The organism is Arthrobacter sp. 05T410 (assembly GCF_056396505.1).
In genome coordinates, this window is sequence record NZ_JBFTLP010000001.1 from 1 (window position 1) to 14,522 (window position 14,522).

General features: G+C 67.4%; 15 protein-coding genes. 12 read left to right on the plus strand and 3 right to left on the minus strand.

Annotated features, from left to right (window positions below; translation table 11 throughout):
- The coding region (locus AC1DFR_RS00005) for an HNH endonuclease signature motif containing protein (protein WP_476872415.1) at positions 1-1,035 on the plus strand (1,035 nt) is incomplete at its 5' end.
- Positions 968-1,303 carry an ASCH domain-containing protein gene (locus AC1DFR_RS00010; protein WP_476872416.1) on the plus strand — a complete coding sequence of 112 codons (336 nt, stop codon included), beginning with the start codon at positions 968-970 and terminating at the stop codon, positions 1,301-1,303. The genes AC1DFR_RS00005 and AC1DFR_RS00010, both read left to right, overlap by 68 nt.
- On the opposite strand, the gene AC1DFR_RS00015 is transcribed toward AC1DFR_RS00010, so the two are convergent.
- The 3 genes from AC1DFR_RS00015 to AC1DFR_RS00025 form a co-directional block, all read right to left on the minus strand.
- On the minus strand, positions 1,241-1,753 hold the full coding sequence (locus AC1DFR_RS00015; protein WP_476872417.1) for an RES family NAD+ phosphorylase: 513 nt from the start codon (positions 1,751-1,753) through the stop codon (positions 1,241-1,243). The genes AC1DFR_RS00010 and AC1DFR_RS00015 overlap by 63 nt on opposite strands.
- 164 nt (positions 1,754-1,917) lie before the next feature.
- Positions 1,918-2,403 (minus strand): DUF2306 domain-containing protein, encoded by a 486-nt coding sequence (locus tag AC1DFR_RS00020; protein WP_476872418.1) that lies wholly within the window; start codon positions 2,401-2,403, stop codon positions 1,918-1,920.
- A 275-nt stretch (positions 2,404-2,678) separates the two neighbouring features.
- Positions 2,679-3,326 carry an acVLRF1 family peptidyl-tRNA hydrolase gene (locus tag AC1DFR_RS00025; protein WP_476872419.1) on the minus strand — a complete coding sequence of 216 codons (648 nt, stop codon included), beginning with the start codon at positions 3,324-3,326 and terminating at the stop codon, positions 2,679-2,681.
- Between the two features lie 59 nt (positions 3,327-3,385).
- On the opposite strand from AC1DFR_RS00025, the gene AC1DFR_RS00030 reads away from it, so the two are divergent.
- The 10 genes from AC1DFR_RS00030 to aroC all read left to right on the plus strand — a co-directional run bounded on the left by AC1DFR_RS00030 (position 3,386) and on the right by aroC (position 14,465).
- Positions 3,386-4,831, plus strand: coding sequence for a replication-associated recombination protein A (locus AC1DFR_RS00030; protein ID WP_476872420.1), 1,446 nt, complete (start codon positions 3,386-3,388; stop codon positions 4,829-4,831).
- Positions 4,832-5,096: 265 nt separating this feature from the next.
- Entirely contained in the window at positions 5,097-5,495 is a 399-nt protein-coding gene (locus AC1DFR_RS00035; RefSeq protein WP_476870924.1) for a cupin domain-containing protein, read from the plus strand.
- 186 nt (positions 5,496-5,681) lie between these two features.
- On the plus strand, positions 5,682-6,308 hold the full coding sequence (gene rpsD, locus AC1DFR_RS00040; protein WP_018773157.1) for a 30S ribosomal protein S4: 627 nt from the start codon (positions 5,682-5,684) through the stop codon (positions 6,306-6,308).
- Positions 6,309-6,487: 179 nt separating this feature from the next.
- The gene (locus AC1DFR_RS00045; protein ID WP_018773156.1) at positions 6,488-6,862 is read left to right on the plus strand and encodes a DUF948 domain-containing protein; all 375 of its coding nucleotides are present in this window, start codon (positions 6,488-6,490) and stop codon (positions 6,860-6,862) included.
- Positions 6,863-6,882: 20 nt separating this feature from the next.
- Complete coding sequence (locus AC1DFR_RS00050; RefSeq protein WP_253906754.1) at positions 6,883-7,149, plus strand: DUF6167 family protein; 267 nt, start codon at positions 6,883-6,885, stop codon at positions 7,147-7,149.
- Positions 7,150-7,324: 175 nt separating this feature from the next.
- Positions 7,325-10,003 (plus strand): alanine--tRNA ligase, encoded by a 2,679-nt coding sequence (gene alaS / locus AC1DFR_RS00055; protein ID WP_476870922.1) that lies wholly within the window; start codon positions 7,325-7,327, stop codon positions 10,001-10,003.
- A 10-nt stretch (positions 10,004-10,013) separates the two neighbouring features.
- On the plus strand, positions 10,014-10,598 hold the full coding sequence (gene ruvX, locus AC1DFR_RS00060) for a Holliday junction resolvase RuvX (RefSeq protein ID WP_223916695.1): 585 nt from the start codon (positions 10,014-10,016) through the stop codon (positions 10,596-10,598).
- Complete coding sequence (gene mltG / locus AC1DFR_RS00065; protein WP_476872421.1) at positions 10,595-12,331, plus strand: endolytic transglycosylase MltG; 1,737 nt, start codon at positions 10,595-10,597, stop codon at positions 12,329-12,331. The genes ruvX and mltG overlap by 4 nt, the downstream gene beginning before the upstream one ends.
- On the plus strand, positions 12,328-13,239 hold the full coding sequence (locus AC1DFR_RS00070; RefSeq protein ID WP_476858419.1) for a shikimate dehydrogenase: 912 nt from the start codon (positions 12,328-12,330) through the stop codon (positions 13,237-13,239). Before mltG ends, AC1DFR_RS00070 begins: the two co-directional genes overlap by 4 nt.
- Before the next feature lie 26 nt (positions 13,240-13,265).
- Positions 13,266-14,465 carry a chorismate synthase gene (gene aroC, locus AC1DFR_RS00075; RefSeq protein WP_476872422.1) on the plus strand — a complete coding sequence of 400 codons (1,200 nt, stop codon included), beginning with the start codon at positions 13,266-13,268 and terminating at the stop codon, positions 14,463-14,465.
- The last annotated feature ends 57 nt before the right edge of the window (positions 14,466-14,522 follow it).

The following is a 14,522-nucleotide window of genomic DNA, read 5'->3' on the forward strand; positions in this document are numbered from 1 at the left end:
GCCGGCATCGAGGCACGCCACGCCACGAGCGCCGCGGACCGGCGGGTCGAGTACACCCCGGACCGGGACGGCATGGCCTGGCTCTCGGCCTATTTCCCGGCCGACACCGCCGCGGGGATCTGGGAACGGGCCACCGCGGCGGCCCGCGCCCTCCAGGGCCCGGACGAGCCCCGGACCCTGACCCAGCTCCGCGCCGACATCACCGCCAGCTGGCTCCTCACCACCGGCACCGGCATGGGTGCTGGATCGGACGACGGCGGCACCGGTACCGGTGCGGGTGTTCCGGTCCCGCGGGCGCAGGTCCTGGTCACCGTCCCGGTCCTGGCCCTGCTCGGCGCCACCGACGAACCGGCCGTCCTGGACGGGCACGGGCCGATCCCGCCCTCGATGGCCCGCCGCCTCATCGCCGACGGTGCCGGTTCCTTCCACCGCGTCCTGACCGACCCCCGGGACGGTGCCCCGCTGGAAATCGGCCGGACCAGCTACCGGCTCACGACGGCCCAGCGCAACTGGCTCCGGCTCCGCGACGGCCGGTGTCCGTTCCCCGGCTGCGGCAACCACTCCCTGGACAACGAGGCAGACCACCTCCTGGCCTGGGCCGACGGCGGCACCACCGGTATCTCGAACCTGGGCCAGCCCTGCCCGAAACACCACAGGCTTAAACACGCCTCCGCCTGGACACCGTCCCCGGCCAGCAAAGACCACCCGCCGGGCTGGACCTCCCCGTCCGGACGGCACTACCCCAGCGAACATCAGGACTGGGAACCACCCCGCTGGCCCGAGGACTGGGACCCACCCCGCTGGCCCGAAGACTGGCTGCCCCACATCCCGGCCACGGACGAACCCGACCCCGACCCCGACCCCGGTCAAGGCCAGCCCGCGGATCCGGGCCCAGGCCTGCCCCCGGACCCCTTCCCGGACTGGCACCAATTCACCGCCGGGCATCCACTGCCCGAGGCGGACACAGATGATCCGTACTGGGCAGCAACCCCGGCCGACCCCTATTCGGAATGGCTCCTGCTCCAATGTGCCTGACCGATTGTGTCTGACCGAGCAGTTGCCGGTCGTCGGTGAACGCGGTGTGGTCGTTGACTCGTTAGGGCGGCCCGTTTGCATCACAGAAGTTGCCGAGGTTCGCGTCGTGCCCCTCGGCACCGTCGATGCAGCTCACGCGATCGACGAAGGCGAGGGTTACCAGACAGTCTCCGAATGGCGCGTAGGCCACGAGCAAACGGATCCGCTACCGGAGAGAAACTACCCGAACACTTGGAGCGCCATCAGCGTTCCAATTGAAGAGCGTTAGGTGCCAGAGCTGCGGCCGTTTGCGTGAAGGGTCGATTAGTCCATTGGCGCCCAAACTCTGCAGAGCCTCTCGAACTTTCCACGACGGAGGCGTTCCACCCGCAGCAACAGCTCGTTGCCAGTCCGCCGCGGCGTCCGCGGGACTGATTCCAACGGACTTCAGAGCTTCGTGATCACGAAGATCAACAATACGGTTGGCCTCTACATTGAACTGCAACACCTCACGACCGGGAGTGCGTTCGTCAGTGTGGGCCATCATTGCAGCGGCGACACCTTCAGGTGACGAACTTAGGTACAGCGTTGGGACCTCTGGCGGCGAATACCGGCCGGCAGACCGAGATCCCGCAAGAGCCGCGTCACGGTAGGAAGGATCCACAGCACGGTAGAACGAACCTTCTACAGTGCGCATCAGGGCACTTTCCCAACTGACAACTGGTTGGTCTCGCTGCATGGTTTCCTTATCCTTACGATTTAGTTCAGGGACGCCAGTGTTCTAGGTACGGGAGCCAATCGGCTTACGAAACTTCGAGGCGCCAGGAACTCGCTGCCAGCTCCACGAGTAAGGCAATTTCCTGTTCCGGCTCTTGGTCCCCACACCGCGAGTATCCGGCCGGACTAGGTGATGGGGACCGTCTGTGTTTTGCGGAGCTGGGCGATGCCGATGAGAGTGAGTGCGGCTGTGCCCAGCAGGACCAGGATCAACAAACCCAACAGCGGGAGCTCGTGGATGGCGAGCTGGGGAATGCGGCGCGAGGGCACTGCCAGAACGCCCACAAAGGCGCCGATCAGACCGAAGTAGCTGCCCGTCATGAAACTGCGGTGGGCCCTGATGTTTCTCTTCCAGATGGCCCACAGTCCCGCTGTTAGTGTGAAGAACGTCAGCACTGAGAGTGCGTGGAGCCAATTGAACCCGCCGTCGATGGTTCTGATTCCAAACGAGGTCAGCACCACGACATACATGGAAGCAGCCCAGATTCGGCCCACGATCCGATGAACGCGGCCGCCTTTGGTCCTGCGCAGCAGGTTCATGGCTCCGAAAATCAGTGAGTAGCTGGCGGCGATTGCGTGAAGTGAGATCAGAACGGTCCAGGAGGAAGGCATAGTCCGGAGCCTAGCTGACCGTGCCCAGAGGGTTCGGAACGGCCCACCTGGAGACCTTGCTGCAGACGTAATTTCCCTTCACAGCGGCTCTAAGTCACAGAGCGGGCCAAAAAGGTCCCGTAGTGGGTTCCGTAAACGGATTGTTCATCGGGCATCTGGTTGGGGTGGCTGATCTACTCGGCCTGGCAGTCCCGCCGACACCACGGCTGATTCCTGCGCGCGGGCTGCCGGACAGTCCGTAACAGGTGGCGGTAGGGCCGTTGCTCAAGCCGTCCCTACTCCGGTGGATCCGTCACCAGGATGCGCACCGCGCACAGGTCCGTGGCCGCCTTCTTCAGTACCGCGGCGCGCGGATCCGGGACGTCGAGGAACGCCAGCCTCGGCCGTGCCGCGTACTGCTTCAGCACCGGTTCGGCGAGCACTTGGTCCGCAAGGGTCCGGTCGCCGCCGGGAGCCAGATACTCGATCGGGTGCTCCGCGAAAATCCGCCCGGCATGCTCCGCAACGGCCTCCACCAGCGCATCGGCCTGGTTCGCCCGGCGCCGGGCAAAGCGCTGCTGCGACCAGCCGCCCGCAGCCGTCCGGGACTGGACATGCCGTGTACCGGTCTTCGACGCGAGCACGGCGCCGCCGCTCACCACCGCCACCGAGTAACCGCCGCGGCGGACCAGTACCGCCCCGATGCCCCGCGACTGGGACGCCAGGGAAGCGAGGCGGGCGATGGCGTCGCCGCCGCGCCCAGGACGGCCGTCCACCGGCCATGGCGCCTGGAGCAGAGCCACGGCCCCGTCGGCGGCGCGCAGCTGCAGACCTGCGTCGAGCTCCTCCTCCACCAGTGCGCCGTGGCTCGCGGCGAAGCGGTCCACCCAGCCCGGCAGCCGGTCGCCGGAGACGAAGGCCACACGGGTGTCGGGGGTTGTCATGGCGGGGTCTCCGTTATGAGGGTGTCTGGACAGGCGGGAACTAGAAGTAGCCTATCTATGTGGATGATCTCTTTGGCGCAGGGCGGGACGGCGGCGCCGCTACCGAGGATGACGGCGACGCTGACCAGACCGGCGAGAGCCGCCGGGTCTCCCCGCGGAGCCCCCTCGCCGTCCGGATGCGGCCCCGCACCCTCGATGATGTCGTGGGCCAGCAGCACCTCCTCGACCAAGGCTCGCCGCTGCGCCAGCTCGCCGCCGGCACGGACGCCACAGGCCCCGCGGGTCCCAGTTCACTGATCCTCTGGGGCCCTCCGGGTACCGGCAAGACCACCCTTGCCCATGTGATTGCCAAGGGCCCAGGGCGGAAGTTCGTCGAGCTCTCCGCCATCACCGCCGGTGTCAAGGACGTCCGCCGCGTGATGGACGAAGCCCTGACCGCGCGCGACCTGTTCAAGACCACCACCGTGCTGTTCCTGGATGAGATCCACCGCTTCAACAAGGCCCAGCAGGACGCCCTGTTGCCCGGCGTCGAGAACCGCTGGGTGGTCCTGGTCGCCGCGACCACCGAAAACCCCTCCTTCTCCGTCGTTTCCCCGCTGCTGTCCCGCTCGCTGCTGCTGACCCTGAAACCGCTCACCGACGCCGACGTCGAGGGCCTCCTCCTGCGGGCCGCAACGGATGACCGCGGGCTCGGCGGCATAGTGGAACTCAGCGACGAGGCCCTGGCACACCTCGTCCGGCTCTCCGGCGGGGACGCCCGCCGTGCGCTGACCGCGCTCGAGGCGGCGGCCGGCGTCGCGTTCGGGGACGCGGACGACACTGACGCAGTCGTAGCCGGCACAGCCAGCGGGGCGCCCGAGGCGGCCCCGGTGAAGATCGAGCTCAAGCACACGGAGCGCGCCCTGGATGTCGCCTCCGTCCGCTACGACCGGGCCGGGGACCAGCATTACGACGTCGCCAGCGCGTTCATCAAGTCGATCCGGGGTTCCGACGTCGACGCCGCGCTGCACTACCTTGCCCGGATGCTGGAGGCGGGTGAGGACCCCCGGTTCGTGGCCCGCAGGATCGTGATCTCGGCGGCCGAGGACGTCGGCATGGCTGACCCGACTGCGCTGCAGACCGCCGTCGCGGCGGCCCAGGCCGTACAGCTGATCGGCATGCCGGAAGGCCGCATCATCCTCGCCGAGGCCGTGGTGCATCTGGCCACCGCGCCGAAGTCCAACGCCGCGTACATGGGCATTAACCAGGCCATCGCCGACGTCCGCGCCGGGCTCGGGAACGGCATCCCCGCCCACCTTCGCGACGCCCACTACCCGGGCTCGAAACAGCTCGGCCACGGCAAGGGCTACAAATACGCCCACGATGCCCCGCACGCCGTCGCCACGCAGCAGTACCCGCCGGACGACCTCGTCGGGCGCAACTACTACGAACCCACCGGCAACGGGGCCGAACGCGACATCGCCACCCGGCTCGAGCGGCTTCGGAGGATCATCCGCGGCACCTGAAAGGCACGTGGGCGGCAAGTGAACGCCCGTGACCTGCGGCTGGTCGGCGGCGGCCCGTGGCGCCGGAATCCGCCGTTGACATAGGGGCCAAGAGGTCTAACGTGGAATTACGGCGGCATGGATCTGCTGACCGTCCGTGCGGCGCAGGGGACAGCGCGGTCACATCGCTGGCTCCCTCGTTCCGGACCCCGGAACGGCAGCCGGCTTCGCTCCATCCCAGCTCATCCAGCGCGAGCGTTCCCGTCCCGTCCCCGGCAGGTGTCCCATGAGTATCAACTTCGTTACAGCCATGGCAGTGAAGTCCTTCGATGTGCCGGACAAGAAACGGTGCCCGGACAAGGCCGAATTCGACCTCTGCACAGTGAACGACTACTCGGTGGCCCGGCTGATCCTGGGCCCGGGCTGGCGGTGGTCGGAGAACAGCAGACCCTACGAGCGGACCGACGTCTGCCTGCACCACCATCTCGGCTTCTGCATCTCCGGTGAAATGGAAGTCGAAACGGCCGAAGGGCTGCGCTCCACGATCCACGCCAACGACACCTACGCGATTCCGCCGGGACACGACGAATGGGTGGTGGGCCCGAAACCGTTCGTGGCCGTGGAATTCCTGGGCGCGGCGTCCTTCGGGCGCAGCGGTGTCCGGGGAGCGCACGCCAGAATCTGACTTCGGTCCGCCGGCCGGATCTGGTAGGCTGGATCGTTGTCTGGCAAGGCACGGACGCACAATCCATGGAAACTTCGGTTCGATGAGGGTTGCCCTGTGCCCAGTAGCAAAAGGCAGCGGTTGGCCGATGCTCTCCATCGTGGAGGCCAGTAACACTGACACACCGCAGATATTGGAAGGACACAAGTGGCTAACAACACTCGTGCTCGCCGTACCGCACGCCTTTCGCGTGCACTCGGCATCGCTCTGACCCCCAAGGCCGCCAAGTACATGGAGCGCCGCCCGTACGGCCCCGGTGAGCATGGCCGTGCCCGCAAGAAGCAGGACTCCGACTACGCCGTACGTCTGCGCGAAAAGCAGCGTCTGCGCGCCCAGTACGGCATCCGCGAAGCCCAGATGACCCGTGCCTTCGAAGAAGCACGCCGCACCAAGGGCCTGACCGGTGAAAACCTGATCGAACTGCTCGAAATGCGTCTCGACGCCCTCGTGCTGCGTGCCGGCTTCGCCCGCACCATCGCCCAGGCCCGCCAGCTGGTTGTGCACCGCCACATCCTCGTTGACGGCATCCGCGTTGACCGCCCGTCTTTCCGCGTCGGCGAGGGCCAGCTGGTCCACGTTCACAGCCGCAGCGAGACCATGCCTCCGTTCCAGGTTGCAGCAGCCGGCGCTCACCGCGACGTCCTGCCGATCGTTCCGGCTTACCTGGACGTCAAGCTTGACGCCCTGCAGGCCCGCCTGGTGCGTCGCCCCAAGCGCTCAGAGATCCCCGTGACCTGCGAAGAGCAGCTCGTCGTGGAATTCTACGCACGCTAATTCAAAAGGCATCACCTACAAAGAAGCCCGTGGCAAGCGCCGCGGGCTTCTTTGTATGTAAGGTACTTGGGGGAGTTCCCCGGGAGCCGGTTCGGCTTGCCGGATTTAACTGTCGGCGAAACCGTCGGAACCCGACGCAACAAGCAGGTATCCACTGCAGTTCAAGGAGATGAGTGTCTATGTCTGGTGGCGATATTGCCGGCCTGATCGCGGCTGGAGTGTTTGCACTGCTGGTCCTGCTGCTCGCCGTGCCGATCCTGAAGCTCGGTGGAGTGTTCGACGAAATGCGGACCACCATCCGCTCCATCAGCGACGGCGCCACCCCGCTCATGGACGAGGTCACCGCGACGGTGACCACCACCAACGAGCAGCTGAAGAAGGTTGACGGCATCTCCTCGAACGTCTCGGACGCCTCCGCCAACATCTCGGCGCTGTCCTCGCTCATGGCCGCCACCGTGGGCTCGCCGCTGATCAAGGTGGCAGCCTTCAGCTACGGCGTGCGCTCCGCCTTCAGCACCCGCAAAAAGCCCGCCACCGGCCGCCGCAGCCGCTAAACACTTCGGGAGCACCTGACATGAACAGAATCATCTGGATGGGAATCGGCGTCGCGATCGGCGTTATCGCCTTCCGCAAAGTCACCGAAGCGCAGTCCGCCCTCGGCCCCGAAGGCCTGAACCGGGCCGTCGGACGGCTGACGGACGGCCTGCTCGACTTCGCCGATGCGGTCCGCGATGGCATGGGCGAGCGGGAGTCAGAACTCCGCACGGCCCTCGGGATCGAGACGGCAACGGACCTCGCCGCCGGCGGCACTGTCGCCCGCCGGGATGCGGTCCGGCGCTAGCCGGGAGAGAATTAGTAAGTAAGGTGCCCGTCACCGGGGGTGACGGCGCGCCGACGCCCCCGGTGACGGGTACCAGATTGACGGGCCCGGATCAGTGCCGGTCCTCAGCTTGTCCCGCGCAGCACAGACGCGGGCCACATAACGCAGTGAATATTGAAGGGTAAGAAAACAGCTCATGAAGTCGCAGGAGATCACCAAGCGCTGGATCGACTTTTTTGTCAGCAAGGGGCACACCGCCGTCCCCTCCGCCTCCCTGGTCTCCAGCGACCCGTCCCTGCTGTTTACGGTCGCCGGCATGGTCCCGTTCATCCCGTACCTGACCGCCCGTGAGGAGGCCCCCTACCAGCGGGCCACCAGTGTGCAGAAGTGCATCCGGACCGGTGACATCGAGGAAGTGGGCAAAACCGCCCGCCACGGCACGTTCTTCCAGATGTGCGGCAACTTCTCCTTTGGCGACTACTTCAAGGAAGACGCCATCAAGTTCGCGTGGGAGCTCCTGACCACCAGCGTGGACGACGGCGGGTACGGACTGCCGCCGGAGCGGCTCTGGGTCACCGTCTATGAAGAGGACGACGAGGCCGAGCAGCTGTGGCTGAAGAACACCGGCATGCCGGCCGAGCGGATCCAGCGCATGGGCAAGTCCGACAACTACTGGTCCACCGGCCAGCCCGGCCCCGCCGGTCCCTGCTCGGAGATCTACTACGACCGCGGCCCGTCCTACGGCGTCGAGGGCGGCCCCATCGCCGATGAAAACCGCTACGTCGAGATCTGGAACCTCGTGTTCATGCAGTACCAGATCGACAACGTCCGCTCCAAGGTGGATTTCGACATCACCGGAGAACTGCCCAAGAAGAACATCGACACGGGCCTGGGCATGGAGCGCCTCGCGATGATCCTCCAGGACGTCGAGAACATGTACGAGACGGACCAGGTCCGCCCCGTGATCGACCGGGCCGCGGCCCTCTCCGGCCGGGAATACACCTCCGCGGAGTCCGCCGAGGACCCGCACCACACTGACGACGTCCGCATGCGCGTCGTTGCCGACCACATCCGCTCGGCCCTCATGCTGATCGCCGACGGCGTGACCCCCTCCAACGAGGGCCGCGGCTACGTGCTGCGCCGCCTGATCCGCCGGGCCGTCCGCTCCATGCGCCTGCTCGGCGTCGAAAAGGCCTGCCTGCCGGAACTGCTGCCGGCCTCGCGGGACGCCATGAAGGGGGTCTACCCGATCGTCGAGACCGACTTCGAACGCATCAGCCGGATTGCCTACGCCGAAGAGAAGGCGTTCCTGCGCACCATCGCCTCCGGCACCGCCCGCCTCGAGGACGCCGTCAAGGAATCCAAGGCCGCCAACCAGCCGCTCTCCGGCGCCGACGCCTTTGCCCTGCACGACACCTACGGCTTCCCGATCGACCTCACCCTGGAAATGGCCGAAGAGGCCGGGCTGAAAGTCGACGAGCCCGAGTTCCGCAAGCTCATGCTCGAGCAGCGCCAGCGCGCCCAGGCCGACGCCAAGGGCAAGAAGGGATCGCACGCTGACCTCAGCGCGTTCCAGGAGCTGCTGTCCGCCGGCGAGACAGTCTTCACCGGCTACACCGAGCTCCAGGGCGAGTCCAAGGTCCGCGGCATCCTCTCCGGCGGCCGGAAGGTCGCCCAGGCCTCGACCGGCGATGAAATCGAACTGGTCCTGGCCGAGACGCCGTTCTACGCCGAAGCCGGCGGCCAGGCCGCCGACACCGGGCTGATCACCGGCGACGGCTTCGTCGTCGAGGTCCTGGATGTCCAGCGCCCCGTCAAGGGCCTCAGCGTCCACAAGGCAATCGTCCGCGAAGGCGAAATCGGTGCCGACTCGCTGGTTCAGGCCGCCGTGGACCGGGAACGCCGCCACGCCGCTGAGCAGGCCCACACCGGCACGCACATTGTGCACGCTGCCCTGCACCAGATCCTCGGCCCGGAGGCCCTGCAGCGCGGCTCCTTCAACAAGGCCGGCTACCTGCGCTTCGACTTCGCCTGGGGTGAGGGCCTGAGCGCCGCCACCCGGTCCGAGATCGAGGAAGTCTCCAACATCGCCATCCGCAACAACTTCCAGGTGGAAACCAAGATCATGGGGCTCGCCGAGGCCAAGGCGCTCGGCGCCATGGCACTGTTCGGCGAGAACTACGGCAACGAGGTCCGCGTCGTGGAAATCGACGGCGCCTGGTCCCGGGAACTCTGCGGCGGCACCCACGTCGAGAACACCTCGCTGATCGGCAGCCTGTCCCTGCTCGGCGAACAGTCGGTCGGCTCAGGAAACCGCCGTGTCGAAGCCTTCGTGGGCATGGACGCGTTCCGGCACCTGGCCGCGGAGCGGGCGCTCGTCACCGAGCTCACGGAAATGCTGAAAGTTCCCTCCGGGCTGCTCGCGGACCGGATTTCCAGCACCCTGACCAAGCTCAAGACGGCCGAGAAGGAACTCGAGCGGCTGCGCAAGGAGCAGCTCACGGCCGCCGCAGCCCAGCTGGTCGGCACCGCCCAGGATGCCGCCGGCGTCAAGGTCATCGCGCACGACGCCGGCCAGGTCAGCGGCGCGGATGACCTGCGCGGCCTGGCCCTGGACCTGCGGACGCGTCTCGGATCCGAGCCCGCCGCCGTCGCGGTGGCCGGAGTCAGCAACGACCGTCCCGTGATCCTGATCGCCACCAACGAAGCCGCCCGGGCAGCCGGAGTCAAGGCCGGTGCCCTGGTGCGCCTCGCCGCAGGCATCCTCGGCGGCGGCGGTGGCGGCAAGGACGACGTCGCCCAGGGCGGCGGGACCGACGCCGCCAAGGTCGGTGCTGCCCTCGGCGCCGTCGTGGACGCCATTACCAGGCGATAGCGGATCCCACGTGTCTGAAGCTGCTGTTGCCGGCGTCTATCCCCGGGGCGTGAAGCTCGGGGTGGACGTCGGCACCGTCCGTGTGGGCGTGGCCGTCTGCGACCCCGACGGAATCCTGGCGACGCCGCTGCGCACTCTGGCGCGGAACGTGAAAAAGAACACTGACGTGCGAATCCTGGCCGCCCTGGCCGCGGAACTGGGCGCCGTGGAGATTTTCGTGGGACTGCCGCGCACCATGAAAGGCGAAGAGCACGCCTCCGCCAGGATGGCGACCGAGTACGCACAGCTGCTGGTACTGGCCCTGCAGGACGCCGGATCCGAGGTGCCCGTGCGCCTGGTTGACGAACGGCTCAGCACCGTGAGCGCCCACCGCAACCTGCACGAGGCTGGCATGAGCAGCAGGAATCACCGTACAGTTGTTGATCAGGTTGCGGCGGCAGGTATTCTGCAACATGCGATTGATATGCAAAAGGCCAGGGGAACGGAGGTCGGAAACCGCGTGTACGCGGAGTCTGCGCCGGGGCCGACCGGAGGCGGCGCACAGACCGGCCCGGCAGTACAGACGCACTCTTCAGAACATGGAAGGCTACAGTGAGCCCGGTCAACAGTGATGACTCCTCCGGTGACGCCCTTGGTGGCGCCGGCCGACCGCTGACGCGCAAAGAAATCCGGGCCCGGGAAAAGCTTCTGGCCACCCAGGGCCACAACGTGATCCCGCCGCAGGCTTTTGAGGCGGGACCGGACGTTCCGACGCCGGCACCGGCACCAACGCCGGCACCGGCAGAGGACAGCCTGCCGCAGTCCGCACCGGAACTTCCCGACGCGGCACCGACCGTGCACGAAGAAGCCGTGCGTGAAGAGCCCGTGCGTGAAGAGCCCGTGCGCGAAGAGCCGGTGCGCGAAGAAGCCGTACGTGAAGAGCCCGTGCACGAAGAACCGGTGCACGAAGACTTCACGCAGCTGATCCCTGTCCGCGATGTACCTGTCCACGAAGTACCTTCCCGCGAGGAGCCCGTCCGCGAAGACGCTGGCCACGAGGACGTCGTCTATGCGTCAGCGGGCGGGCTCGGCTACGGCTCCAGCCACGATGCGGCTGCCCATGACGCCGGCGTCCACGATGGCTACGCTCCGCACCCCCACGACGAGGCCCACCATCTCTACGGCAACTCCGGTGACCCCCAGGCACAGCCGCACCCGGAGGCCGAGTACCACGGCGACCCGGGCGAGGAGCTGATGGCCGGAGCAGCCCGCTACGACAAGGGACCGTCCAAGAAGGTCCGCCGTAGGCGCCGCTTCCTGGCACTGGTGCTGACCCTGACGGTCTTCGTCGTCGCAATCGCCGTCGGCGCACAGTTCCTCAAGCCCCTCCTCGGCGGAGACACCATGGCCGACTACCCCGGCCCCGGAACCGGTGAAGTCACCATCACGATCGAACCCGGCGCCGGCACGCGGTCCGTGGCCACCGAACTTCAGTCGAAAAAGGTCGTGGCCAACGCGGACACCTTCCTCAAGGAGTTCACCGCTTCCGGCGGTGCCCTGAACCCCGGCACGTTCTCGATGCGCCAGGAAATGAAGAACTCCGATGCCGTGGATGTCCTGCTCAACAAGGGCCAGAGCAAGGTCATGTACTTTGCGCTCAGCGCCGGGCTGCGGATCGGCGAATCCCTGCAGGCGATTTCCGAGGGCACCGGGATTCCTGTTCAGGACCTGAAAGCGCTCAGCGATGCGCCCGCACAGTTCGGTGTCCCGGCCAAAGCCAAGAACCTCGAGGGCTACCTGGCGCCGGGGGAGTACCGCTTCCCGTTGGGCTCCTCCGCCAAGGACATTTTGCAGAAGCTCGTCGGCAGCACCCAGGATGAACTCAAGGCCCAGGGCGTTACCGATCCCGCGAAACAGTACGACGTCGTGACGGTGGCCAGCATCGTCCAGGCCGAAGGCGGCCAGGCCGAATATGGTGACGTCGCCGGCGCCATCTACAACCGCCTCAAGCCCAACAACACCGAGACCAACGGGCTCATCCAGTCCGATGCCACCGTCACCTACGGCCTGGGCATCCGCAGCTTCCACATCGACGAGGCCCAGAAGGCTGACAAGTCGAACCCTTACAACACCTACGCCAACCAGGGGCTGCCCGCCGGACCCATCGGTTCCCCCGGCAAGACGGCCATTGACGCCGCCGCCAAGCCCAAGTCCAACAGCTTCCTCTACTGGGTCACCATCAACCTGGACACCAAGGAGACCAAGTTCTCCAAGACGCTGGCGGAACACAACGGCTACGTGGCGCAGTACAACGCCTGGTGCGAGGCCAACCCGGGACGCTGCGTATGACGCTGCGGGCGGCCGTCCTCGGGCATCCCATCAGCCATTCGAAGTCGCCCGCGCTGCACCGGGCCGCGTACGCCCACCTGGGCGTGGATATCGCCTACTCCGCCATTGACGTGACCGAGGCCGCCCTGCCCGATTTTATGAGGCAGGTCAGGGACGAGGTGCGCGCTGAGGGTTCCTGGCGCGGCCTCTCGGTCACCATGCCGCTCAAATCGGCCATGGTGGCGGAAGTGGACGAGGTCCGTGGCGTGGGGCGCGCCCTTGGGGTCGTCAACACGGTTGCGTTCGAATCCGACGGCGGCAGTGCCGGCCACACGCGATTGGTCGCGTACAACACCGACGTCACCGGGATCGTCAACGCGCTCCGGCACGCGGGGGCAGCCTCGGCGCCCACCGCCGTGATCCTCGGCGGGGGCGGGACCGCGGCAGCAGCCATCGCGGCGCTCAAGGAATTGGGGTCGGTGTCCGCCGAAGTGTTCGTCCGCGATGTCAGCCGAGCGGCAGAGGCCCGCGCGGCCTCCGCCGCCGTCGGCGTCCCCATCCGGGTGCTTCCCCTCGCCGGGGCGGCAGCCGCCGTCGCCGCGGCCGACGTCGTCATCTCCACGCTGCCGCCCCGCGCGGCAGACGCACTGGCCGCGGAACTGGCCGAAGAGCTGGCGGCGAAACGTCCAGGAGAACTGCCTCCGCATGGCAGCCCGGGCGTCCTCCTGGACGTCGCCTATGATCCATGGCCCAGCCGGATCGCCGCGGTCTGGCAGGAAGCCGGCGGCACGGTGGTCCCCGGACTGGAAATGCTGATCTACCAGGCCGTGGAGCAGGTACGGCACTTCACCGGGCTGGGCGAGGCCCTCCCTGCCGGAGTCACAGATGTGATGTGTGACGCAGTCGGGGCGCCCCGACGGGTGTTCTAACCGCCCGACATGGCAGGATGGAATGTATGTTGCGTTGGTTGACTGCCGGAGAATCCCATGGCCCGGCACTGGTCGGAATAATTGAAGGCGTGCCCGCCGGTGTGGAACTCACCAGCGCCCACATCAGCGAGGCGCTGGCCCGCCGCCGGCTCGGCTATGGCCGCGGCGCCCGGATGAAATTCGAGCAGGACGTGGTCACGATCCTCGGCGGAGTCCGCCACGGCCTGACCCAGGGCGGCCCCGTCGCCATCCAGGTCGGCAACACCGAATGGCCCAAGTGGGAACAGATCATGTCCTCCGATCCCGTGGAGCCCGAAATCCTGGCCGACCAGGCCCGGAACGCCCCGCTGACGCGCCCGCGGCCCGGCCACGCAGACTTCACCGGCATGCAGAAATACGGCTTCGACGAGGCCCGCCCGGTCCTGGAGCGCGCCAGCGCCCGCGAGACGGCCACGAGGGTGGCGCTCGGCACGGTCGCCGCGGCCTTCCTCAAGCAGCTCGGCATCGAGCTCGTCTCCCACACCGTATCCATCGCCAGCGTCGCCGTGCCGGAGGGCCGGCCGCTGCCCGTGCCGGGGAACGTGATCGCCCTGGACGCCGACCCGCTGCGCTGCTTCGACCGCGAAACCTCGGACGCCATGGTGGCCGAGGTCGACATCGCGCACAAGGAAGGCGAAACCCTCGGCGGCGTCGTCGAAGTACTTGCCTACGGCCTCCCGCCGGGACTCGGCAGCTACGTGCACTGGGACCGGCGCCTCGACTCGCGTCTGGCGGCCGCCCTCATGGGCATCCAGGCCATCAAGGGCGTTGAAGTCGGCGACGGCTTCCTGACCGCCGCGCGCCGCGGCTCCGCCGCCCACGACGAGATCGTCAAGGACGCGGACGGCAAGATCATCCGTACCTCCAACCGCGCAGGCGGGATCGAGGGCGGCATGAGCATCGGCGATGTCCTGCGCGTCCGTGCCGCCATGAAACCGATCGCCACCGTACCCCGCGCGCTCAGGACGGTCGACGTCAGCACGGGGGAGGCCGCCAAGGCCCACCACCAGCGCTCCGACGTCTGTGCCGTGCCGGCCGCCGGCGTGGTGGCCGAGGCCATGGTGGCCCTCGTGATCGCCGAAGCGGTCGCGGAAAAATTCGGCGGTGACTCCGTGCAGGAGACCGCGCGCAACATCAAGGGTTACCTGGACAGCATTCCGGCGTCCCTGGACTCGATCGGCCACTAGTGCCGGCCGGGAAAACCGACGGGCCCTCCGCCGCGGCGGCGCCCGCGGCAAATAACG